22 protein-coding genes and 1 riboswitch are annotated in these 23674 nt (G+C 43.2%); of the genes, 17 read left to right on the top strand and 5 right to left on the bottom strand.

Going from position 1 to position 23674, the window contains the following annotated elements; genetic code table 11:
• Positions 1 to 117 precede the first annotated feature (117 nt).
• The 3 genes from ABMY35_RS03830 (at position 118) to speD (ending at position 1842) form a co-directional block, all read left to right on the top strand.
• Entirely contained in the window at positions 118 to 453 is a 336-nt protein-coding gene (locus ABMY35_RS03830) for a DUF3802 family protein (RefSeq protein WP_058031121.1), read from the top strand.
• 81 nt (positions 454 to 534) lie between these two features.
• Positions 535 to 948, top strand: coding sequence for an OsmC family protein (locus ABMY35_RS03825; RefSeq protein WP_349285086.1), 414 nt, complete (start codon positions 535 to 537; stop codon positions 946 to 948).
• An 84-nt stretch (positions 949 to 1032) separates the two neighbouring features.
• A complete protein-coding gene (gene speD, locus ABMY35_RS03820; RefSeq protein WP_058031119.1) occupies positions 1033 to 1842 on the top strand; it encodes an adenosylmethionine decarboxylase in 810 nt (269 codons plus the stop codon).
• Between the two features lie 107 nt (positions 1843 to 1949).
• Here the strand turns inward: speD and ABMY35_RS03815 are convergent, their stop codons facing one another.
• Positions 1950 to 4031 carry a TonB-dependent receptor gene (locus ABMY35_RS03815; protein WP_349285085.1) on the bottom strand — a complete coding sequence of 694 codons (2082 nt, stop codon included), beginning with the start codon at positions 4029 to 4031 and terminating at the stop codon, positions 1950 to 1952.
• Between the two features lie 187 nt (positions 4032 to 4218).
• On the opposite strand from ABMY35_RS03815, the gene ABMY35_RS03810 reads away from it, so the two are divergent.
• The 8 genes from ABMY35_RS03810 to ABMY35_RS03775 all read left to right on the top strand — a co-directional run bounded on the left by ABMY35_RS03810 (position 4219) and on the right by ABMY35_RS03775 (position 11670).
• Positions 4219 to 4608, top strand: a complete 390-nt coding sequence (locus tag ABMY35_RS03810) for an acyl-CoA thioesterase (RefSeq protein WP_349285084.1) — start codon at positions 4219 to 4221, stop codon at positions 4606 to 4608.
• A gap of 31 nt (positions 4609 to 4639) precedes the next feature.
• Entirely contained in the window at positions 4640 to 5086 is a 447-nt protein-coding gene (locus tag ABMY35_RS03805) for an META domain-containing protein (protein WP_349285083.1), read from the top strand.
• A 32-nt stretch (positions 5087 to 5118) separates the two neighbouring features.
• A riboswitch (TPP riboswitch) is annotated at positions 5119 to 5219 on the top strand.
• A 131-nt stretch (positions 5220 to 5350) separates the two neighbouring features.
• Positions 5351 to 7300 (top strand): phosphomethylpyrimidine synthase ThiC, encoded by a 1950-nt coding sequence (thiC, locus tag ABMY35_RS03800; protein ID WP_349285082.1) that lies wholly within the window; start codon positions 5351 to 5353, stop codon positions 7298 to 7300.
• A gap of 71 nt (positions 7301 to 7371) precedes the next feature.
• A complete protein-coding gene (locus ABMY35_RS03795) occupies positions 7372 to 8382 on the top strand; it encodes an FAD-dependent oxidoreductase (protein ID WP_349285081.1) in 1011 nt (336 codons plus the stop codon).
• Positions 8379 to 8573, top strand: a complete 195-nt coding sequence (gene thiS, locus ABMY35_RS03790) for a sulfur carrier protein ThiS (protein ID WP_058031113.1) — start codon at positions 8379 to 8381, stop codon at positions 8571 to 8573. Before ABMY35_RS03795 ends, thiS begins: the two co-directional genes overlap by 4 nt.
• 2 nt (positions 8574 to 8575) lie before the next feature.
• Positions 8576 to 9361, top strand: coding sequence for a thiazole synthase (locus tag ABMY35_RS03785; protein ID WP_349285080.1), 786 nt, complete (start codon positions 8576 to 8578; stop codon positions 9359 to 9361).
• Positions 9362 to 9388: 27 nt separating this feature from the next.
• Positions 9389 to 10924: a thiamine phosphate synthase gene (gene thiE, locus ABMY35_RS03780; protein WP_349285079.1), complete on the top strand. Its 1536-nt coding sequence runs from the start codon at positions 9389 to 9391 to the stop codon at positions 10922 to 10924.
• Positions 10924 to 11670 carry a HesA/MoeB/ThiF family protein gene (locus ABMY35_RS03775; RefSeq protein WP_349285078.1) on the top strand — a complete coding sequence of 249 codons (747 nt, stop codon included), beginning with the start codon at positions 10924 to 10926 and terminating at the stop codon, positions 11668 to 11670. Before thiE ends, ABMY35_RS03775 begins: the two co-directional genes overlap by 1 nt.
• Positions 11671 to 11674: 4 nt before the next feature.
• Here ABMY35_RS03775 and ABMY35_RS03770 read toward each other — a convergent pair whose 3' ends face one another.
• Positions 11675 to 13708, bottom strand: coding sequence for a winged helix-turn-helix domain-containing protein (locus tag ABMY35_RS03770; protein WP_349285077.1), 2034 nt, complete (start codon positions 13706 to 13708; stop codon positions 11675 to 11677).
• A 122-nt stretch (positions 13709 to 13830) separates the two neighbouring features.
• On the opposite strand from ABMY35_RS03770, the gene ABMY35_RS03765 reads away from it, so the two are divergent.
• Together ABMY35_RS03765 and ABMY35_RS03760 are read left to right on the top strand one after the other, a co-directional pair.
• Positions 13831 to 15651, top strand: a complete 1821-nt coding sequence (locus ABMY35_RS03765) for an alpha/beta hydrolase (protein WP_349285076.1) — start codon at positions 13831 to 13833, stop codon at positions 15649 to 15651.
• Between the two features lie 147 nt (positions 15652 to 15798).
• Entirely contained in the window at positions 15799 to 16362 is a 564-nt protein-coding gene (locus ABMY35_RS03760) for a transporter substrate-binding domain-containing protein (protein ID WP_349285075.1), read from the top strand.
• Here the strand turns inward: ABMY35_RS03760 and ABMY35_RS03755 are convergent.
• Together ABMY35_RS03755 and ABMY35_RS03750 are read right to left on the bottom strand one after the other, a co-directional pair.
• Positions 16322 to 17071: an AraC family transcriptional regulator gene (locus tag ABMY35_RS03755; RefSeq protein ID WP_349285074.1), complete on the bottom strand. Its 750-nt coding sequence runs from the start codon at positions 17069 to 17071 to the stop codon at positions 16322 to 16324. The genes ABMY35_RS03760 and ABMY35_RS03755 overlap by 41 nt on opposite strands.
• A 74-nt stretch (positions 17072 to 17145) precedes the next feature.
• Positions 17146 to 18066, bottom strand: a complete 921-nt coding sequence (locus ABMY35_RS03750) for a manganese-dependent inorganic pyrophosphatase (protein WP_349285073.1) — start codon at positions 18064 to 18066, stop codon at positions 17146 to 17148.
• 344 nt (positions 18067 to 18410) lie between these two features.
• Here ABMY35_RS03750 and ABMY35_RS03745 point away from each other — a divergent pair, with 344 nt between their 5' ends.
• On the top strand, positions 18411 to 18899 hold the full coding sequence (locus tag ABMY35_RS03745) for a hypothetical protein (protein WP_349285072.1): 489 nt from the start codon (positions 18411 to 18413) through the stop codon (positions 18897 to 18899).
• Between the two features lie 249 nt (positions 18900 to 19148).
• A complete protein-coding gene (gene mutM / locus ABMY35_RS03740; protein ID WP_349285071.1) occupies positions 19149 to 19958 on the top strand; it encodes a bifunctional DNA-formamidopyrimidine glycosylase/DNA-(apurinic or apyrimidinic site) lyase in 810 nt (269 codons plus the stop codon).
• A 77-nt stretch (positions 19959 to 20035) separates the two neighbouring features.
• Here the strand turns inward: mutM and ABMY35_RS03735 are convergent, their stop codons facing one another.
• A complete protein-coding gene (locus ABMY35_RS03735; protein WP_349285070.1) occupies positions 20036 to 21172 on the bottom strand; it encodes a M20 family metallopeptidase in 1137 nt (378 codons plus the stop codon).
• A gap of 188 nt (positions 21173 to 21360) precedes the next feature.
• Between ABMY35_RS03735 and ABMY35_RS03730 the strand changes: the two genes are divergently transcribed.
• Positions 21361 to 22296: an ATP-grasp domain-containing protein gene (locus ABMY35_RS03730; RefSeq protein ID WP_349285069.1), complete on the top strand. Its 936-nt coding sequence runs from the start codon at positions 21361 to 21363 to the stop codon at positions 22294 to 22296.
• 3 nt (positions 22297 to 22299) lie between these two features.
• Positions 22300 to 23673 (top strand): hypothetical protein, encoded by a 1374-nt coding sequence (locus ABMY35_RS03725; RefSeq protein ID WP_349285068.1) that lies wholly within the window; start codon positions 22300 to 22302, stop codon positions 23671 to 23673.
• The last annotated feature ends 1 nt before the right edge of the window (position 23674 follow it).

Below are 23674 nucleotides of genomic sequence, written 5' to 3'. Positions count from 1 at the left end.
ATTAAAAAAGCAGCTTAGGCTGCTTTTTTTTCATCCGTTAGCTGTAAAAGTAGCAATGCATGTGAGTTTCTGCTTAAATCAATAGGAGATGCTTTGAGAGTTTCAGGTGGACAAACTATGGTATTAGATAAACAGGGCTATGATGAGTTAGTAATGTACTTAACCCACAATTTAACCTTGTTTGAAAAGCCTGGTGAGATTGAGCCAGGTGCACCAAGGGTGATGGAGTTAATTGAAGATGTCATCGCTGAGTACGTAATTAAAATCTGTGAGCAAAACACAGAGTTATCAACTGAGCAACGCAGCTTAATTGTGCGTGAAGTTGATGGTATCGTCTATGACTTGCAAGAAGTGCTGTCTAGTGTAACAGAGCAACGAGTGACCAAAGAGCAACGCGAGTTTATTGAAGAGTTTGCAGGTTTGGTTAAAAACCTATTCGACGCCGCAATCTAAAATAATTGCAGTCTCAAACAGTTTATAGCATTTTATAACACCGCCGCTTTCAGGCGGTGTTTGTATTTATAGAGGTAAAAAATGGAAGCGAATATTAAGTGGGTTGATGGCGATACTTTTATTGGCCGCTCACAGTCTGGCCATAATGTGGTATTTGATACAGGCGCTGATGGTGCTGCGCCAAGCCCAATGGAAATGGTCTTAATGTCGACGGGTTGTTGTTCATCTGTGGATGTGGTGAGCATTCTAAAAAAAGCAAAACAACAGGTTGAGAATGTTGAAGTTAAGCTAACAGCAGAGCGTGCAGAAAGTGCGCCTAGAGTATTTACCAAAATGAATCTACACTTTGTAGTTACCGGTAAAAATGTTTCTGAAAAGCACCTTGCACGCGCGGTTCAGCTGTCTGCTGAGAAGTACTGTTCTGTGGCCTTAATGCTTGATAAAACAGTAGAAATAACTCACAGTCATGAGGTTGTTGAAAGCGTTGCAAAATAACGCTTTTTCAGTGCGGATTTTTCGTATAAAATCCGCCCTCTTTGAGTTCTGCGTTGCAGATTTATTGTTTAAAGGTTGAGTATAGTGAACAAGCCCTTTGATAAAATTAAGCTCCATGGCTTTAATAACTTAACGAAAAGTTTAAGCTTTAGTATCTATGACATTTGTTACGCTAAAACGGAGCAACAGCGTAAAGAATATTTAGAATACATTGATGAGCAATATAGCGCTGATCGTCTAACGGATATTCTTAAAGAAGTTGTCGATATCATTGGTGCAAATGTGCTGAACATTGCTCGCCAAGACTATGATCCGCAAGGTGCAAGTGTAACGATTCTTGTGTCTGAAGAGCCTGTAGAGCAGCAGACATTTGATAGTAACGAGACACCAGGACCACTTCCTGAGTCAGTGGTTGCACATTTAGATAAGAGTCACATCTGTGTTCACACTTATCCTGAAGCGCACCCTAACGATGGTATTTGCACATTCCGTGCAGATATCGAAGTATCAACCTGTGGTGTGATCTCTCCGCTCAAAGCGTTGAATTTCTTAATTCACTCTTTAGAGTCGGATGTGGTGACAATCGATTACCGTGTACGTGGCTTTACTCGTGATATCACAGGGGTAAAACACTACATTGATCATGCAATTCATTCAATCCAGAATTACATGACAGAAGATACCAAAGAAGCGTATCACATGGTGGATGTAAATGTTTTCCAAGAAAACTTATTCCACACTAAGATGATGTTAAAAGAGACAGATCTAAATACTTATCTATTCGGCTTAAGTACCGATGATTTAAGTGCAGAAGAAGAAAAAGAAATCCGCGCGAAAGTAGAGCGTGAGATCCAAGAAGTATTCTATGGTCGTAACCTGCCTGAATTAGGTTAATCTCTCAGAAAAAGAAAAGCGCGCATTTTAATTGCGCGCTTTTTTGTGCCTAAAATTTTATTAGCGAGATAAAAGTACCCCGTGCTTTATGCCACAGGGTATTTCATTTATAACTCGTATTTAAACGTCAAACCGACAAGGCGAGGCTCGCCATATTGGTAGTAATTTTCAGTCGCGTACTCTTTAAGTGGATTATTACCGAACTCAAAGCCGCGAACAGGCACGTCTCTATCAGCCAGGTTTCTTCCCCAAGCAGTCAGTGACCAGTTATCTCTATGATAGCTTATACTTGCATTAATCAGATTTTGATTAGGCGCTTGGTCGTTATGACTGTCTGAGAAGTAATAACTATCTTTACCTTCAAAGCCAAGGTGTGCTTCTAGCTTATCTGTTAGTGCATAGTTAAAGCTGAACGCATATTGATATTTAGGTGCTTGTGCTTGATCTCTGCCGTGCTGATTGATGCCATCAGAAGTTGTGAAACCTTTAATTTTTGAGCGTAAGTAGCCAAAGCTATAGTTAAGAGCAAGGCGTTCTGTATATTGTTTTGTACCTTCTACTTCAAAACCATAGTTCTTGCCTGAGCTAGCATTATCTAAATATCCAGCGAATTGTTGGTCTTGAACTTGCCATTGCTTTAATTGCATATCATCACGTTTCATGTAGAAAGCAGTGACACGCAAAGTATGGCTCTTATCTTCAGATTGGCCTTTCACACCAAATTCGGCATTCCATAAATATTCAGGGTCGAAGGTGTAGTTCTCTGGCTGAATATTTAGGTTTTTATCTTTCGCTTTCGCAAGCGCTTCGCCGTTTACACCACCGATTTTGTAGCCACGAGAGAGGCTGGTGTAGACCATTGTACGTGGGACAACTTGATACTCTAGCGCAACCTTACCACCTAGCATGGTTTTATCGGTTGTTTCTGAAAAGCCATTATTGTCTTTGTAGTCAGCTTCATAGCTTTCTGCACGTAATCCGGTGATTAGCTCAACATCTTTTGCGATTGATGTTACTTTTTGGCCATACACAGCGGTGTTAGTGATATCAAAACTAGAATTGAAAGGATTGCTTGGGTCATTATAGATACGAGTTAAGTCTACATCACGACGCTCAGAATAAAGGCCAACAACCCAGTCATTTTGTTTAGCGCTTACTTGCAGGTCGAAAGTGCCTTTTTCAGTATCACGTGAATAAATATCAGTAGAGCTGTAACCCCAAGGGTGAAGACCTGCTGCACATAAACTTGCTTGGTTGGCGTTTTTACATACCCAGTCTTCATCATAGCTATACAGTGAGTCTGCTTGCAGTCCAGTTACCGTTGTTGTGATATTGACTGTTTCAAAGCCGGTGTAATTTGCAGTTAAAGAGAAAGCATCACTTTCTAAGTTATCTTGGCCCGGTTCATCAGCAACACTGTTGCGGCTATTATCAAGTGAAAATGCATCATAACCGTTTTCGATATTGATGTGATGTACAGCAATTGAAGTATTAAAGCTGTCGCTCCATTCATTATTAAGCTTCAATCGTAAAGCTTGCTCATCTTGTTCTTGGGTTGGGCGATCCAGATATAGGTTATCGGTATAGCCATCTGATTTACGTTGGAACGCGCTCACTCTGATTGCAGAGCTATCAGTTAAGCCAGTGCCTGCAGCAATACCTGCTTCATAACTATTATAGTTGCCAACACCTAACTTCACCTTCAATGCTTTATCTTGGCTAGGCTTAGTGGTTTGCATATCAATCATACCTGCCATGGCATCTGCACCATAGCGAGTTCCCTGCGGGCCGCGATAAACCGCCACTTGCTCAACATCAAATAACAATGCACTGCCACCAAGACCAGAGTAGTTAATACCATCGATGAGTAAGCCCACACTAGGCTGGATTGGGTCTTGGAATTGAGAGCGAAGACCAACGCCACGGATCTGTACAAAGCGACCGCGAGATGCACCAGCTGTGAAGTTGACGTTAGCCGCTGAATTTAAAATCTCATCTAGGTAGCTGGCACCACGTTGTGTAATTTCTAGCTCGCCTAATACACTGGCACTGGCGCTTAAGGTTTGAATGCTTTCTTTTTTGAAGTCACCGGTGACTTCAATCACTTCAAGGCTATTTTGCTGAGCAACCGCATTAGCGGCAAATAAAGGCAGCATGGCTGCGCATAACAGAGAGATTTTTGCTTTCATTTTCAGGCTATTCCGTTTTGATAGTGAGGTGTGCATACGTTCTGAATGTCAGTTTTGTTCAATTCAAAATAAGCAGTTAAGTTCGGCACGCGCTGGCTATTCTAACAAATCAGACCATACAGAGAAGTGAAACTATGTTTAATTGTGTTATAACTGCTGCAAAGACTACCGAGTTAATGAGGGTTAAATGAGTTTCAGAGTTGAGTTTAAAGTGCGCGACTACGAGTGCGACTTACAAGGTATCGTCAACAACAGCGTCTATTTCAATTATCTAGAGCATGCACGACATGAGTTTTTGGCAGCTAAAAATATCGATTTTGCGCAACTTGCCCGTGATAAGGTCAATTTAGTGGTGATCCGCTCAGAAATGAACTACAAAGACTCATTAAAGCCAGGCGATGCATTTTACGTTGAAGTCGAAGTGGAGCGTTTAAGCCGTTTGAAATTCGCCTTTAATCAAAAGGTGATCCGCGTAGCAGACAATAAACTGATGCTGGATGCAGTTGTGACAGGCACATCGGTAAATGCAAAAGGTCGTCCGTTTGTGCCTGAGCAACTTGAGCAGTTATTTACATAAAAAATTAAGCTCTAAACATAGGAAACCTTGTATGAAAAATAAGTTATCTATTTTAGCCATTGTTTTGGGCTTATCGGGCTCTGCTGTTTTATCTGGTTGCACCATGGTGTGGGATGATCCAAATAGCCTTAACCCTTTCTCTGAAAAGACGCTACCGCAAGGACATTGGCAATTAAGTCAGATTGATGAGGTTGCGCAGACTAGTAGTGAAATGCGTCTACAGCTCGTTGAAGACAATCAGATAATGGGCCACACAGGATGCAACCGCTTCTTTGGTAAAACCCGTATTGAAGACAATCAGCTGTATGTTGAGCAAATCGGTATGACAAAAATGCTCTGCTCCGATGAGCTCGATAAACAAGAGCGTATGCTACTGAATATGTTAGAAATCGGTGTGCCTTTTACGGTGTCAGATAAGGCGCTAATACTAAATGGTAAGCCAATCCTGACCTTTAAACGTTTAGATGGTCTTGAATAAGCCATTGTTTATGAAGTAGACTGCACTCAATTCGTTACTTGTCGGAGTGCCTTCGGGCTGAGATCGCATTATTTGCGGGATCCGTGAACCTGATCAGGTTAAAACCTGCGTAGGGAACAAGCTGCCTTGCAAGCAAATATCTTTGCTGGCTGCAAAAAGCTAAGATGCGTCGTGCATGCATTTAGCTCGGACCAATTGGGCTAACACCCATCTCTCTCCATCTGGAGATCTGACAAGACACCTTAACTAACCATGAGGCAAGTCATGTCAAACAATAGTAGCAAGCCAAGCCGTCGCGAAACCCGTGCCGCGGCATCAGAATATATTTATAACCTTACTGGTCAACCGTTTCCGAACTCACAAAAAGTGTATGTAGAAGGTGAGCAGGCGGGTGTACGTGTGGGTATGCGTGAAATCACTCTAAGCGACAGCTTTATTGGTGGCACAGAAGAAAACCCTGTGTTTGAGAAAAATGACCCAATCCGTGTTTACGATACATCAGGCCCTTACACAGAGCCGGGCTTTGAACTAAATGTTCGCAAAGGCTTACCTAAATATCGTGAGCAGTGGATCTTAGATCGTGATGACACAGAAGAGCTCGAGTCAGTAACCTCACAGTTCTCTCAACAACGTATGGCTGATGAAGGCCTAGATCACATCCGTTTTGAGCACTTACCTAAAATTCGTCGTGCTAAAAAAGGTAAAAACGTGACGCAAATGCACTATGCGCGTCAGGGTATTATCACCCCAGAAATGGAGTTCGCCGCGATTCGTGAAAACATGGGGCGTGAAAAAATTCGTGGAGAGTTATTAGCGCAACAGCACAAAGGCGAGTCGTTTGGTGCAGAAATTCCAGAGTTCATCACACCAGAATTCGTTCGCTCAGAAGTGGCACGTGGTCGAGCTATCATTCCTAACAACATCAACCACCCAGAATCAGAGCCAATGATTGTTGGCCGTAACTTCTTAGTAAAAGTGAACGCCAACATTGGTAATTCATCAGTCACTTCTTCAATTGAAGAAGAAGTTGAGAAGCTAGTATGGTCAACGCGTTGGGGTGCAGATACGGTAATGGACCTGTCTACAGGCCGTTATATCCACGAAACGCGTGAATGGGTTGTACGTAACTCACCAGTACCAATCGGCACCGTACCAATTTACCAAGCACTTGAAAAAGTAAATGGTGTTGCTGAAGACCTAACATGGGAAATTTTCCGCGATACGCTGATTGAACAAGCAGAGCAGGGTGTGGATTACTTCACGATCCACGCCGGTGTATTACTTCGCTACGTACCAATGACGGCAAAACGTGTCACCGGTATTGTATCGCGTGGTGGTTCAATTATGGCGAAGTGGTGCTTAGCGCACCATAAAGAAAACTTCCTATACACACACTTCGAAGACATCTGTGAGATCATGAAGCAGTATGACGTGTGTTTCTCACTGGGTGATGGTTTACGTCCGGGCTCAATTGCAGATGCCAACGATGAAGCACAATTATCTGAGTTACGCACTTTAGGTGAACTGACGAAGATTGCTTGGGAGCATGACGTTCAGGTGTTTATCGAAGGTCCAGGTCACGTGCCAATGCATATGATCAAAGAAAACATGGACGAGCAATTAGAGCACTGCCATGAAGCGCCTTTCTATACACTTGGTCCATTAACGACAGATATCGCACCGGGTTATGACCATATTACTTCTGGTATCGGTGCTGCGCAGATCGCTTGGTATGGTACGGCTATGCTGTGTTATGTAACACCAAAAGAGCACTTAGGTCTACCAAACAAAGAAGACGTGAAAGAAGGCCTTATCACATACAAAATCGCCGCTCACGCAGCTGATTTAGCAAAAGGTCACCCAGGTGCACAAATTCGTGATAACGCGTTATCAAAAGCGCGTTTCGAGTTCCGTTGGCACGACCAATTCAATCTAGGTCTAGATCCTGAACGTGCACTTGAATATCACGACGAGACACTACCGCAAGAGTCGGGCAAAGTGGCGCACTTCTGCTCTATGTGTGGTCCTAAGTTCTGCTCAATGAAGATCACTCAAGAAGTACGTGACTACGCGAAAGACCTAGAAGCACAAGGTGTTGATATTTCTGATAACAACGCAATTAAGATCAAGATGATCGATGTTGAAGCTGAAATGAAAGCCAAGTCTGAAGAGTTTAAACAAACAGGCTCTGAGCTTTATCACAAAGCTATCTAGTCACACTAGATGATTATGCCATGCGGACAACATGGCATTGTTTTATAACCTTCGGGTTTTTAGGGGCAGAAATGAGTAAACCAAGAGTTGCTGTATTAGGGTTTGGTTTGTTGGGGCGTGTTGCAGCATTGATGCTGATGGAGCGCTATCAACTGAGTATCTTCGAAAAAGACGACGCACAAGCAAATAACAGCGCCGGTGTATTAGCGGCAGCCATGTTAGCGCCGTTGGCAGAGTCGGTAATTTGTGAAGCGGATTTAGCCGAAGATGGCTTAACAGCCATGGCACTTTGGCCCGAACTTTTGGCAAAACTTTCTTCCCCGGTATTTTTTCAACAAGCAGGTACCCTCGTTGTTGCACATCAGCAAGACAAGGGCGACTTACAAAGTTTTTCACAGCGCTTAAAACCACTCGCTGGGCACCAAGCACATATAGCCAATAGCCAAGACATTGCTCAGTTAGAACCAGAACTAGCTGGGCGTTTTCATCAAGGCATATTTTTACCTTGTGAAGGTCAGCTCGATAACTTGGCTTTTTTTCGCGCCAGTTTTGAGACGCTACAACAGCAAGATGTTGAGTTTCATTTTGGGCAGTCTGTGTATTGCGAGCAAGGGCAAGTAAACGGTGAAGCATTCGATTGGGTCATCGATTGTCGTGGCTTAGGCGCCAAAGATGAAGTGACAGGGCTTCGAGGTGTACGTGGTGAAGTAGCCCGCGTTTACGCACCAGAAGTGACGTTAACTCGTCCTGTGCGTTTAATGCATCCTCGCTACCCAATTTACATCGCGCCGAAACCAAATCATGAGTTTGTCATTGGTGCGACTGAAATTGAGTCACAAGATAATGGCCCGATCACGGTGCGCTCTACGCTTGAGTTGTTGTCAGCTGCCTACACGGTACACAGCGGCTTTAGTGAGGGGCGTGTGATGTCGATTAATTCTGGGCTAAGACCTGCGTTTGTTGATAATCGTCCAAATATTGAGGTGAAAGACAACCTCATCCAAATTAATGGCTTATATCGCCATGGTTATTTACTTGCACCTTTTGTGGTGCAGCAAGCACTGAGCAAGGGGTTACTTTGAACGTCGTATTCAATGGTCAACAAGTCGCGCTAACCGACACTAATTTACAAGCATTTATTGAATCGCAAGGCGCAGTGCCGCCATTTGCTGTGGCTGTGAATGGGCAGTTTGTACCGCGCAGCCAATGTGCTGTGGCTGAATTAAAAGAGGGCGATCAAATCGAGTTATTGTCGCCTATTCAAGGGGGCTAAACATGCATAAACCACTTACCATTTATGGCGAAACCTTTGATAGCCGTTTATTGATAGGTTCTGCGCTTTATCCATCTCCGCAAATTATGCAGCAATCGCTGGTGGCATCGCAGTCGCAAATTGTGACTGTGTCGTTGCGACGTCAAAATTCAGTTGAAGCAGGGCAAGACTTTTGGCAATTAATCAAAGATACAGGGCTGCGCGTATTGCCTAACACAGCAGGTTGCCACAGTGTCAAAGAAGTAGTGACCTTGGCGAAAATGTGTCGCGAAGTCTTCGATACAGACTGGATCAAGTTAGAGCTGATTGGTGATGAGTATAATTTGCAGCCTGATCCCGTGGCTTTATTAGAAGCGACTGATATTTTGATCAAAGATGGCTTTAAAGTACTGCCTTATTGCACCGATGACTTAGTGCTCTGTCAGCGACTGGCTGATTTAGGCTGCGAAGTATTGATGCCTTGGGGCGCGCCAATTGGTACAGGCAAAGGGCTAATTAACCCTTATAATTTAAAAACCATCCGTGAGCGCCTGCCAGATCATACTCTCATTGTGGACGCAGGCTTAGGCTTACCATCACATGCTTGCCAAGCGCTTGAGCTAGGTTATGATGCGGTACTATTAAACTCGGCCATTGCTGGTGCGGGTTGTCCGGTGACTATGGCCAAAGCGTTTAAATCTGCAGTAGAAGCAGGGCGCTTTAGTTATGAAGCCAAAGCCATGCCTGAAAAAGAAGTAGCGGCACCTTCTACGCCGACCATGGGCATGCCGTTTTGGCACCAAGATTAAAATAGATAAAGAATTTAGGAGTCTGACATGTCAGAAGTTGTTTGGAGTATTGCAGGCTCAGACAGTGGTGGTGGCGCAGGTATTCAAGCCGACCTGAAAGCCATGCACAGTTTTGGTGTACACGGCTGTACGGTGATCACGGCACTTACCGCACAAAACAGCCTTGGAGTTGAAGCCATAAACCCTGTCAGTAATGCTGTGATTGAGTCTCAACTTAATGCTCTGGCGCAAGATATGCCTGCCAAAGTGATTAAAATAGGCTTGCTTGCCAATATTGCTCAAGTTCAGTTAATTGCTGAGCACATTGCCCACTTCAAAAAAACATGGGCGGTGCCACCTGTTGTGGTGTACGACCCGGTTGCGATTGCAACCAGTGGTGACACATTAACTGAAGAAGACACAGTTGATGCGTTAAAGAAATATCTTTTCCCGCTGGTAGATGTGATCACCCCAAATACGCATGAGACACAGTTACTTACAGGCATTTATCTTATTGGTCCAAGCTCAGTGGTTGCAGCTGCCGAAAAGTTACAGGCCTTTGGTGCGGGTTCTGCGGTGATCAAAGGCGGTCATTGGGATTACCCGAAAGGCTACTGTATAGATTACTGTCGCAGTGACAGCCAAGAAGAATATTGGTTAGGTAACGAAGCAGTAGTTACACCTCATACCCATGGCACGGGCTGTAGCTTATCATCATGCATCGCGGCTTGTCTTGCCAAAGGTTACCCGCTAAAAGACGCATTTATTTTAGGTAAAGCGTATATCAATCAAGGTTTAGTAACTGCCGTTCGATATGGTGAAGGCATTGGCCCTGTAGCCCATACTGGCTTCCCAGAAGACCTAAATCACTTTCCGCAAGTGATAGAGCCGGGAAGTTGGCTAGCCGATGAATTAGAACTGCCCGCACCGGATGATTTTAATTTTGCTGCAGGTTTTGCCGACACTGACGGTGAGCTAGAACTTTATGCGGTCGTTGATACTGCCGATTGGATTGAAAAATGTTTAGCCGCAGGCGTACCGACCGTTCAGCTGCGCATTAAAGATCCAAACGATCCGAATCTAGAAGAAGAGATCAAAACGGCCATTATGTTGGGTGAGAAATATCAGGGACGCGTATTTATTAACGATTACTGGCAGCTAGCCATCGAGCATGGTGCGTATGGCGTGCATCTTGGTCAAGAAGATTTAGGCGAAGCTAACCTATCGGCAATTCAAAATGCAGGCTTACGTTTAGGCGTATCGACGCACGGTTTTTATGAAATGGTGCGAGCGCATAACTACCGTCCAAGTTACTTAGCTTTCGGCGCGATATATCCAACCACAACCAAAGACATGACAGGGCAAATTCAGGGGCTTGAAAAGCTCAAGCATTTTGTGCCGTTAATGAAGACGCATTATCCGACCGTGGCCATAGGCGGTATTGATATTGCTCGTACTGAGCAAGTTGCCAGTACGGGGGTGGGCAGTGTCGCAGTGGTGCGTGCGATTACCCTTGCGGATGATCACCAAAATGCCGTACTTGAGCTCAAAGCTGCAATTCGTAAAGGACGAGGTGAGGCTTAATGGCATTGGATGACAAAGAGCGGCTTCGTTACAGTCGCCACTTGTTACTCAAAGAAGTCGGTGAAGCAGGGCAAAATAAACTGAAAAGTGCCAAAGTTGCCGTGGTCGGCTGTGGCGGTTTGGGCAGCCCTGCTTTGCTATATTTGACGGCGTCAGGTATCGGGCAAGTAACATTCATTGACGATGACGCAGTTGAGCTGTCTAACCTTCAACGTCAGATCATGTATAAGGTAAACCACCTTGGTCAAAGCAAAGCTAAAGCTGCAGGTAAAGTACTGACTAGTCTAAATAATCAAATTTCACTGAACCCAGTGCACGCACGTTTAAGTGCAGAAAATTTAGATGCATTATTGGCTGATGCCGACTTTATCCTCGATTGTAGTGATAACTTTAAAACCCGTTATCTACTGAATGAATACTGCCTTGCGAAGCAAAAAGTACTAATTTCAGGTGCAGCCATCGCAACCCAAGGTCAAGTAATGGTATTTGATTTTAGAATCGAAAGTCCTTGTTATGCCTGCTTATTCCCAGAAGGGAGCGAGCAAGTATCGCAAAACTGCGATAACTTTGGAGTGATCAGCCCGCTGCTCGGCGTTATTGGCTCAATGCAGGCGCTTTATACCGTAAACATGATTTTAGGTCATTATAGCGGCAGTGTGTTTAAACAAGTTGATGGTTTAACGTTAGAGCAAAAGTCCTTTGGGTTATTTAAAGATCCAGAGTGTGAACAGTGTGCAAGTGGTTAGAGAGTCAGAGCATGTCATGAATTACAAAGCCTTGCACATCACCTTGAATAGGCTTGAGCTCAGCAAATAAAATTGCAGTTTGTGCTGAATTAACATGGAACTGGTTGATGAAATGTTGATTACTCGCCATGACTTTTTCGGTTTCTTCTGTTGTTAAGTTATAGCACCAGATGCCAGAGCCTTTGCGATAAAAGTAAACCTTGTCTTTAATCAGTTGGAAGTTGAGCCAGTTTATGTTGCTAAAATCTTTAATAAGCAGGGTTTCTTCTCCCTCAAATAAGCGCCAAAGTCCAGATTGGTTTCTTTTTGAGAAAATCAGTCCATCTTGATATTGGTAGCCACTATAGCCACCATACTGTGTTAATTGGGTATGGGTTAACGTTATTTTATTAAACAGCCACAATTGCCATTGACCGCTTTTCTGACTGCTATAAATGACACTTTGATCGTCTTGACTATAGTTAGCAACATAGGCCTTATGCTCAGCAGTTATGAGTTTATTGACTTCATTGGTGAGTAAATTAAGCTCAAATAAAGCGCCTTGTTGTTCAAAAAGCACATGCTCTTTTTGGTTATCAATTTGAAAGCGTCGAAAGCCAAACTCAAATGGCAGCGGGTACCTGTATAGCTCTTCGCCTCTAAGCTGCCATAAATCATGCGTGCCCATCATATCTGAGAGAAACAACAGTGACTGATTAACAGTTTGCCTTGGCAAACGGTTGAGCGCGGCATTGTTAAGCATGGTTTGGCTTTTCTGTGTGTTGAGGTCATATCTTTTTATACGACTGCTAGGGTGATATTGAGTCGCGAGTAATACCTTGCCATTAGGTGAGAAGGTACTGGTAATTGACTCAACCGGATAGCTTAGTTGTTTGATGACGTGTTCAGAACCGCTTTGAGTATCAATTTGAAGTAAGGTCTTTTCTACAGTAAAAAACAGCACATCATTTTCTGCGTCCCAGGCTAAAGCACCAACCACATTCGGTACAGGATAAGTTGCCAGCTTTTCTCGTGTATGGGTGTTTAGTACATGAATTTCACTGCGATCAGACTCAAGATATCGAGCAAATGCTAAACGGGGTTGAGTGGGGTGGGCGGACAATCGAAAGTCACCATTTAAAGCCGCGTGTTTTTGTGGCAAAGAGATCTGCTCTAGCACCTGAGTTGCTATCTTAAATTGATATATTTGATAGGGCATGGCGTTATTTGTTCTGGCTTGAATAAAGAGCCTCTGCATATCGTAGTGCCATGCAATTTTTACATCTGAAAACTGACTACAATCGAGCAACGTCTTTTTATTAAAAGAAACGAGAGATATTTGCTCTATGAAGCAGCTTTCCCTATTTTGAGACACCACTCCGATGACTTGCCCATTTGGAGCAAGTCGAATATCTCGAACGTCAGTCAGGTTTATGGGCAATACTTTTGGGATGTCTTTATTTACCCTCAAGTACAGTGATGCTTGACCGTTTACATCAGTATTAATAAATAACACTTGCCCGTTTTTTGAACTGCTTAGCTTGGTTTCTACCCCATCGAGCGCGGTAAATCTAAACTGGTTAAACTCAATTTTTTTGGTTTTCTCTACCATGCTTTGCCCAGTGCTATCTATGTATAAGAAAAATAGCGAGACAAGCAAGATGGCGCTAATGACGATGATTACCCATCTATTTTGAGGTCTTATAGACGGTTTTAAGGTTGCGGAGCCCAGTGTGTTATTAGGCTCTGACAGTATTTTTACAGGTGCGCAAAATTGATAGCCAAACTTTGGCTTGGTGACAATAAATTCAACATCTGGTGATAGCTGTTCTAGATGACTTCTAAGTTTAGAAATCGCTTTGTTTACCGCACCGTCAGAGACGACTTGTTGTGGCCAGGCCAACTCAATTAATTTATCTCTCGATAGAACTGGTTCGTTACTGTGAATAAAGGCTAATAATAGGTGATAAGACTTGGCTTCCAATAAAACGCTTTCTCCATTATGAAAAAGCGCTTTTTCTTGAGTATCAAAGATGATGTCGTGGATTTGATATTTCATACCTAGCCTAATGTTTTTTATACTTATTTTTTAGGTAAGCAAAAGGTAACGATAAATTCGATTAAAGGTTGTGACAATAATGTAGCAGCAAATTTAGTCTCTTGGCAAAACAGGAGAGACAAATGAAAAAGTTATTATTAGCCCTTGTATTGTCTGGTACGCTACAAGCTTGTGGAAGCCAGAGTCACCCCACAGAAAACGTTGAACTCAATGAAACACCAGAGGAAACCTCAAGTGGTTTACACTTAAGTTTGGGAGATCGTTTTTATACCTTGGCCTTCCCTGAAGGTGGACTTAAAGAAGGAAAAGCATACAAACTATTATTTGCTTTTCATGGTTCAGGAGGAACAGAAAAGCGTATGCAACGCATGACGCGATTTGAGCTATTAAGCGATGACTATCTTGTAATTTATCCTAAATCTAAGGAGGTAGAGTGGGATGAAGGGTGTGAGTGCAATATTGCACATCGTTTGGGTGCTAAAGATGTCGAATTTATCGTTCAATTGATTGATAAAATGCATGCCGAATATAATTTGTTGGAAGGTGAAAACTACGCGGTCGGTTTTTCTCAAGGTGGGCTGTTCAGCCAAAACATGCTGTGTAAGTTCAGTGAAAAGTTTCAAGCTATCGCAAGTGTGGCATCGCCTATGTCAGATAGGTTATCGAGTATGTGTAGTATCTCAGATCCAACAAGTTATATGTTAGTGCAAGGCACTGCAGATAGAGTCTTACCTTATCAAGGTCTGGTACATCATAACTTTGGGCTTATTTCGGCGCCTAAAGCCGTCGAATTAATTACTAGCCAGACCATACCTGATGCCATAGTGTCTGAAAGTACGCCCAGTGAGCGCGTTACTGAGAAATTATATCGTTCTTCAACCGACACTAAATTATTAAGCAAATTAGTCAGCATTGATGGAGGCGGTCATGCTTGGTCTTTTGAAAACTACTCAACCTCAAACCAGCTATTAGACTTTTTTAATCAAAGCAGCGCGTATGCTTTACCTGAATACTCAGCGCTTTATACGGTGAATACTAAAAACTACCATGTTAGAAGTATGGGTAAACAAACTGAAAAGGGAGATGTGGTGATCCTCTCTGGTGCGAACAAGTTTTTTCACAGCGACTCCGCCTGGGCCTCACTTGTACAACCATTACTTGCGGAGCATGCAAGAGTGCATGTAATAGATAGGCTGGGGAATGCTTGGAGCTCCGATGCAGAAGAACCTTCATTCAAACAACTGGCGGCAGATTTGCCTGAACTACTGAGCTTATTAGATATTAAAAAAGTAACATTCTTGAGTTTCGCCAACAGCAACTTAGCGACTCTCATGTACTTACATAATCCCAACCCTGAAATTCAGGTGAATGGTATTGTGTGGGCTGATCCCGATATTTTACTGCCTCACTCGATTGCTCAATATCAAAGTGGCGTGGTTGCGGGCCTGCGAAAATATAAAAGTGAATATGTTGAGCATGTACGTGGCGGAAATTGGACAGAAAAGAGTCGTGAGCGTATTGCCATTGAACGTGAAGAGATCGTCAAGCTCATTCCTTCAAACCATCAAGAGAAAATGGATTGGGTCTACTATAACCAAGTAACTGAGCTGCGGTTGCAAGTCGAAAATCAAGTAACACGTATAAAAGAAATGATGAACTATCATGATGATCTGAATATTGCAGAGCCATTACAGCACAATATAAATGTGCCTATTAGTGTAATTGACGGCGACTTTGAGCGTTTAGATATTGCTAATGCGACTGAAGAAGAAAAGCCGGGTCTTATAAAGTGGCAGCAAGAGGGGACGCAATGGAGTAAAGGGATTGCTAATAAAACCCAAGGAAAATATTACGTACTTGAAAACGCCAGTCATCAAGTGTTTTTTGAACATCCAGATACTGTTGTCAAAGCAACACTAGAGATATTAGAGCGTAATGATTAATTAATTTTCTAAATCTTGATGGCCTGCGAGCTTACTAGGAGTTGCGTGGGCTAATTTGACATTTTTGTCAGTACAGTACTTTACCTCCTCGTGATTACTCCTAAACTTAAAGGTGAGTAAATCGGGCTTACATAGCATGGAATTAAGATGCACAGTCATTTTCATAAACGAAATAGAGGAAAAGGGTCGTTTGTAAAATACCGTGCTTTTTTATTTTCATTGTGCTTTTCTCATATTACTCACGCCCTAAACCTAGTCACCAGCGAAGGGCCGCCTCATACCATAAATCATCAACTCTACAGCGGCATAGATTTAGATTTGACCAAAGCCGTGCTCAGGCAGCTCGGCTATTCTGTTAATTTGCATTTTGTCGCGCTCGGCCGTGCTGAAAAATTAGTTCGCTCGGGCCAGTACGATCTAATGGCACCGATATTCTTTGCAAAAGATAGCGATAACTTTTATATCAGTGAGCCTATTGTTACCTATAAACCTATGGTGTTTTCTTTATCTGAGCGTAATTTATCGCCCGACTCTATCAGCGATCTTGCAAAGTATGCTGTGATTACTTTTCAAGGTGCGCCGGGCTATTTTGGCGATGAGTTTAAAACCATGTCGAAGCAAGCGCGATATAAAGAGTCGGCAGATATGCCGATGATCCTCGGGATGCTGGTTAAATCCCGTTATGATTATCTTCGCCTTGACGCTTTTTAGAGTATTCCCTTAAACTTATTCCAAACTGCTTTTTAAAGGTGCGACTCAAATGCGCGCTGTCTGAGAAACCTGCAATATACGCCGCTTCTGTGGCGGTTTTTCCTTGTTGTAATGTATGTACTGCACAGATCAAACGTCGCCATAATAAATAAGGTCGCCACGGTATTTGCATGGTGTCTTTAAACAGATGCAAAAAGCGACTTTCAGATAAGTTGAGCTCTGCGGCAATGTCTGCTGCGCGCCACCGTTGTGGTTTTACACACTCCTTGCCAATGCAGAGATTAAGCTTATCGAGTAAGCGAGCTATACGTGCATCAAGTATGGTTTGAAGTGCATGGGTTAAACCACACAAACCGAGCAACTCACTGAGGCTTTGAGTGCTGTCTACGTTTTTATTAATTTCGATTTCAATAAAGGCTTTGTTAGCCAGTTTTGCTGTAAGTTGCTTGCCAAAATTGCAGCTTGGCTCGATTAAAATCACCCAACCAGATTGCATGGTGAGCTGATGGCTAATTGTTTGATTAATGATGTTTGCACCAGTGAGCTGTATTTCATCTTGATTTGGCAGAGTAAGGCGCATATCTGCGTCACCCATAGGCAAGGTGATCTGAATAAGCGTGTGCTGATGGGCTGCGGTTTTTGGCACTGTGCCAAAAATAGCTAGTACACCGGGCTCGATGTGTAGTGGGCTAGATACATGTTGCTGCATAGATTATTGGCAATAAAAAACCGAAGACATTGCTTCGGTTTTATCAGCTATTCACATAACTTGCTAGTTATTGCTTATGCAAACGCATCTTGTAGTGGTGGTACGACTTGCTTTTTACGGCTTAGTACACCATCTAACCATACGCGGCTTTGCTCAGGCGCAACACCGTATGCTGTTTCAACAATGCCTTCGTCATTAGATGCGATAAGCATTTGTGAACCTTCTTTCATGATGTCTGTAAGTAGTAAGAACACAGAGTGACGGCCACCTTCCTCTTTAAGCTTTGCAATGTCAGCTTCAAGATCGGCTTTGATGTCGTCAAATACAGATAGGTCGATTACTTCTAACTGACCGATACCGACTAGGTTACCGTTCATGTTGAAGTCTTTAAAGTCACGCATAACTAGGTCGCGAGCAGGTGTGCCTTCAACCGCTGATTTAACTTTAAACATTTCCATGCCGAATGCTTTGAAGTCTTCAATACCTGCGATTTCAGCAAGCACTTCAACACACTTGATGTCAGCAGTCGTACAAGTTGGTGACTTGAAGATTACAGTATCAGATAGGATTGCACCTAACATCAGACCTGCGATGTTCTTTGGAATTTCAACACCGTAGAAGTCATACATCATCTTGATGATGGTGTTTGAACAACCCACAGGGCGGATCCAACACTCAAGCGGTGTCGACGTCGTTAAGTCGCCTAGTTTGTGGTGGTCAACAACACCCACAACCGTTGCTTCATCAATGTCATCTGGTGCTTGTGTTTTTTCTGTATGGTCTACGATGTAAACCTCTTCACCTGCGTAGCTCATTTTAAGCTCAGGTGCGTCAAAACCAAACGTGTCTAGAATGAACTGAGTTTCAGGTGAGACATCGCCTAAACGCGTTGCGATTGCGGCTTCACCAATTTGATTTTTTAAATATGCAAGTGCAATTGCACCACAAATAGAATCTGAATCAGGGATCTTATGACCCACTACATACATTGCCATGGACGGAACTCCTTAAATTTTGCGCGATATTCTAGCAAACAATCACGACAGTTTAATAGCAAGTCGATGCATTTTTAGACCTAAATCTAAGCCTAACAGGCGCAAAACAGGTTATTAGCATGCTCCACAGTGAAGATGTTTTCCGATACACTGCAAAACTAATATTTATTGATACCAATTATATTCAATATATGATCAATTATTGAAGCACTTGATCCGGTCCAGTATTCGGAAATCGTCAAGTTATGAAGTCATAAACAAGCAGGCAGTAAGTATGTTAGTACTGTCAATTATATCCATCAATGAATAAAATTGGTGCAAAATAAAGTCTTAGAGGCAAACGCATGGGATTGAGTCGTAAAGCATGGAATAACGTGGTGATTTTCGCCATGCTGATCATGATCTTCTTTTTAAATGGCTTACATAATAAGCTTAACCCGAATCAGCAAGCGTCTGGCTCTCAGCGTCTCTTACCTGAACAAACGTTTGTACTGACATTGGCTTTTCCCGGCTTCAAAATTGAACGCATTGGCACAGCTTGGCGCAGTGAAGGGCCATGGCAAATAAGTCCGAATCAACTGCCTTTGTTGATCGATGCATGGCAACAAGTTGAGTTAGAGCTGACAGATATTTCTTTGCCGAGCAGCCAAGCCGTCAGTGTGGCACAGTTTTGGTTAGCAGGTGAGGAGTTACCTTGGAGCTTTCAACTCTATCGAGATGCTGAGCAATACTATATTTTTGATAAGCAACAGCAATCTTGGTTGATCTTAGAGTCAGAGCTGGCGTATCAACTGTTTGAGCCGCTCAACTTAGCGCAAGCAACAGCACAGTAATACCAATCCGCAATAACACTTAATCATTTTGAGGGATTAAACCTGATGATAGCTGCGTTAAAGATTTCCCATTTAGAACAACTAAATAACGAAATATTTGCCTTGCCTACATGGATGTAGGTACCTCAGCGTTAGCAGGACGCGTGAGCGGTGCTACCAACAAGGTTTTCTTGCCTAAAAATAGACCACTTAGTTAAGTGGATTGGTATAATCTCAACATATTAAAAGAAATAGACATTAGAGAACTACATGCCTGAATTACCAGAAGTCGAAGTCAGCCGTTTAGGTATTAGCCCACACATTGAAAAACAAACAGTCAGCAAAGTATTGGTACACAATGCAAGCCTCCGTTGGCCAGTGCCAGATGAAGTGAAAGACATCGAAGGGCTGGCGATCAACAGTGTGCGCCGTCGAGCGAAATATTTAATGCTCGATACGGATATTGGCAGTGTGATTTTACACTTGGGTATGTCGGGGCACCTACGCATTGTGCCAATCAGTGAGCCGCTAAAAAAACATGATCATATTGAGATCCACTTCGATAATGGCAAAGCGTTACGTTTAAATGATGCCCGTCGTTTTGGTGCGTGTTTATGGCAAGCACCGAATGAATCTCATGTGTTGTTCGCAAAGCTAGGGCCTGAGCCACTAACCGATGATTTCACTGCCGAGCATTTGTTTGACTGTTCTCGCAACAAGAAGGTGCCTATAAAGCAATTTATTATGGATAACCATATGGTTGTGGGGGTCGGTAATATTTACGCCAACGAATCGCTGTTCAAAGCGGGCATTCATCCAAAACGCGAAGCGGGCAAGGTCTCGTTAAAGCGCTATAAATTACTCACGCCAATCATCAAAGACACACTTGCTGCGGCAATCACCCAAGGCGGTACCACACTGAAAGACTTCGCGCAGTCTGACGGTAAACCGGGTTATTTTGCCCAGCAATTACTGGTTTATGGACGTAAAGGCGAAGAGTGCGTGACCTGTAAAACTGTGCTGAAAGAAATTCGCTTAGGCCAGCGAAGTACCGTGTATTGCCCTAAGTGTCAGAATTAAATCTAAGAACAGTCGGTTTATAATTATGTTTAGCGAGGAAGCGTTTGCCTCCTCTCTAAAAATGGGCTCAAATAAAATTAAACTACTTCAGAGTCGAGTTGCTTCTCTTGGCTTTGCGAGCTAAAACACCATGCAGACAGTATTTGTGTCACTTGTTTAATACGTAACTCAAAACTGCTTTTTAAAGCGCGCTCGTGAATGGTATGGTCGCCATCGCCGTATGGGCCAAATCCATCTAAGGTAGGTATGCCGGCTGCACTGACTACGTTCGCATCTGAGACGCCACCACGTTGTTCGGTTTTCAATGGTTTATCTAAGATCATGGCAATCTCGTCGAGTAATTGCTGTTGCATTGAATCTGGGCTCATCACACCACGTTGTAAGCCACCGTTTACGTTAATTTGCACACCGGTGATTTCCATAGCAAAGCAGATATTTTCTATGCCTTTGAGTAAACGTTGTTGCTCTTTAAGCGTTTTGAAGCGAGCTTCGACCATCATGCTGGCTTTAGGCGAAATGGTATTAGTGCTTAAACCGCCTGAAATTTTACCAACATTCACGGTACTGCCTTTTTTTAGATCGGTCAGGGCAGTCATTTCTGTGAGCATATTTGCCAGTGCATAGTTTGCATCGATGCCATCGGCGTAGTGATTGCCAGCATGGGCGGCTTTACCAATGATCTCAATATCGAATGTTGCTATACCTTTTCTGCCAATAACGACTTCATGATCTTTACCCGCTGCTTCAAATACCAAACACGCGTCATAGTCTTTGGCGAGTTTTGCGGTTAAATATTTACTGTCATCGCTGCCAGTTTCTTCATCACTGACCAATAAAAAATCGATGTTGTAGAGTGGGCCAAATTCCGCTTTTAAATTACGAAGTGCATTTAGTGCGACAAAGTTACCGCCTTTCATATCGCAAACACCTGGACCATATACCCAGTCTTCATCTTGTTTAAACTCGGTAAAGGTATTGGGCGGATAAACAGTATCTAGGTGGCCGAGCAATAAGATCTTTTTACCCGCTCTCCCGGGCGTATGGAAAAGCAAATGATCACCAATATTTTCTCTTTGGTAACGTGTTATAGCAAAGCCTAAAGGCGCAAGCAGCGCTATCATTTGCTCGCCGTGTTCATCGATCCCTGCTTTGTTTTTACTATGAGAATTACAACGAATAAGGGTTGCTAATTCTTCAAAATCGATCTGTGTCATAACGGATTTCCCTGTATTTATTTGCCGCCAGTTTCTCGACACTATGTTTCAAGGAGGTGAATGTTTTATGAACAAATTTTGTTCGCTGCAATTGGTCAAAAAAGTGTCATCTTGATCCGTTTAAATTGCGGCCAACAGCGCAAAGAACCCTTTTGTGCTACACCCGTTTTGAAAACAAGGAGCATATTGTGACAGCACCTCATGTAGGCATTTGGATGTACGAAAATGGTGGCGGTAAAGCCATCGAGCAAAAACTAGTTCACGCTTTGGCTGAGCGAGGCATTCAAACCTCAACAGGATTAAATTTAAGAGATGCCAGAGCGCAAGGCGGCTCAATTATTTGCAATGGCATTGCCATGGAAAAGCTAGATACGTTTTTAAGCTACAACGCCGGACAGCAAACTCAGTATCAGCTTTATTTGTATCAAACATTGAGCGAAACCATTCCAACGCTGAATAATTACAATGCTTTCTCAATTGCTGAAGATAAATTCCGTACCTCTCACTTACTAAGCTCACAAGGCATCGTGACACCAGATTACCGCTTATGCCACAAGAACGACATGGACGGCTTAAAGTCAGCGATCCGCGACTTCGGCGGCAAGCTGGTTTACAAACCAACCGACGGCTGGGGCGGCGTTGGCATAGTAAAAATTGACTCTGAGCAGGCGCTTGACATGTTAATGCCCTTTTTAAGCCGCACCGACTTACGTTATTTCTACGTAGAGCGCTTTATCAACTATGACAACACTGACTATCGTATTGATATTGTAGATGGTAAATGTGTGGGCTGTTATGGCCGTAAGGCTCCAAAAGACGATTGGAAAACCAACATCACCAGCGGCGGCTCTGTATTCGTGCGCGAGCCAAATGATGAAGTGGTCGATATTGCAGTAAAAGCCACAGAAACTCTCGGTTTAGAAATCGCAGGAGTTGACCTTATTTACGACCGTGAGCGAGAAGAATACGTGGTGCTCGAAGTCAATACTATCCCTGCTTTTGCAACACCAGAGCAAGAAGCGCTGGGGATTAACTTTAATCAAAGCAAAATCTCGGCCATGGTCGAGTTGATAGACAAAACTGTACAACGCAAACTTTCACTGCAATCTGCCAAGGTGGCTTAAATCATGACGAAGAAAACCTCACTGCCTAAAATCGGTCTACTTTACTTAGACTATGTACTGCGCTTTTTTGATAAATCGAACTTTAAAGGTTGGCCCGATAAAATTGAGCAAGTGACTTATCATTGGGGCAATGACAAAGCCCGCTTTATTGCAGAAGTGAAGCGTAAAAAAATCGACGTGTTGATTGGGAATATTCCAGCTACGGCTTACGAGACATTTCGTGACATTGCCCGTGCTCTACCCAATGTGCGTTTTTTACCGTCGCTAGATAGTCAGTTTTCTAATAAATCAAAAGAAAATGTCACCCACTTTTGTCGCAAGTACGATTTACCTATTCCACATACAGAAATTTTCTATATTCCTGAAAAAGCACAGTCCTATCTTGCCTCAGCGACTTACCCGAAGATTATTAAACGTTCTTACGGCCCATCGAATTATGGTGGTTACTTCGTCCATAAGGTAGATAGCTTCGAAGAGGCGCAGAGCCTGTTGAGTGAAAAGCGTTATTACCCCGTGTATGTTCAAGATTTTGTACCTATGGAAGCTGATATCCGCGTTATGCTAATCGGTCACAAGCCCGTTTGTGCATTCTGGCGTCGTCCGCCTGAGGGGGAGTGGCTAACTAACACCAGTCAGGGCGGTAGCATGGACTACCAAGGTATTCCAAAGTCAGTACTTGATTTAGCGACTAAAACTTCAAAAGCAGCGAATGCAGAATATTGGGCCTGTGATATTGCGCTAGGCAAAGATGGTAAGCTACGTATTTTAGAGTGTGCTACTGCCTTTGCAGCCTTTCCTTATATTCGTGATTGGATTGGCCAGTACTTGATGTGGCTATTGGGCGAAGGACGTTTTCGCAAGCCAAATATTCCTATTTATAACTGGGAAGAGCTGGGCAAAATTGATGCACGCTTCCTTCGCACTATGCGCCATATTGGCTTCTCTAAATATACCCCGAGCCAAGACTGCGGCGAATTATTTACTGATATGACAGAGCAAAGATATCCAATCTTTGATACTCAATACCGCGCAGGTGAAGAGTGGCCAAGTGAGATCTGGAATCTACAAGATAACTTTAAACTGCCAGCCAAAGAGGTCGCGGCGTCAGCCATGCAACCAGTGCCGGGCAGTGATGAAGTCATGTCTGAAACCGATTTACCGAATGTGGCATTTGATGAGTCACAAATTCGCGCCATGCTGGGTGAAGTCAAAGGCGTGGGTGACAAAATGATTGATGACATCTTGGCGACGTTTGGTGCAACTGGCGTGGTTGAGGCTTTAAATACTGAGCCTGAACAGCTGTGTGTTGTAAAAAACCTCAAAGCGAAAAAGCTAGAGAAAATCGTTGATCACTGGCACGCCTTTACAAAAGCATAAC

The organism is Pseudoalteromonas sp. BZB3 (assembly GCF_040104455.1).
GTDB lineage: Bacteria > Pseudomonadota > Gammaproteobacteria > Enterobacterales > Alteromonadaceae > Pseudoalteromonas.
The sequence above is the reverse complement of the archived record's forward strand: the minus strand, read 5'-3'. Positions and strand labels throughout refer to the sequence as shown.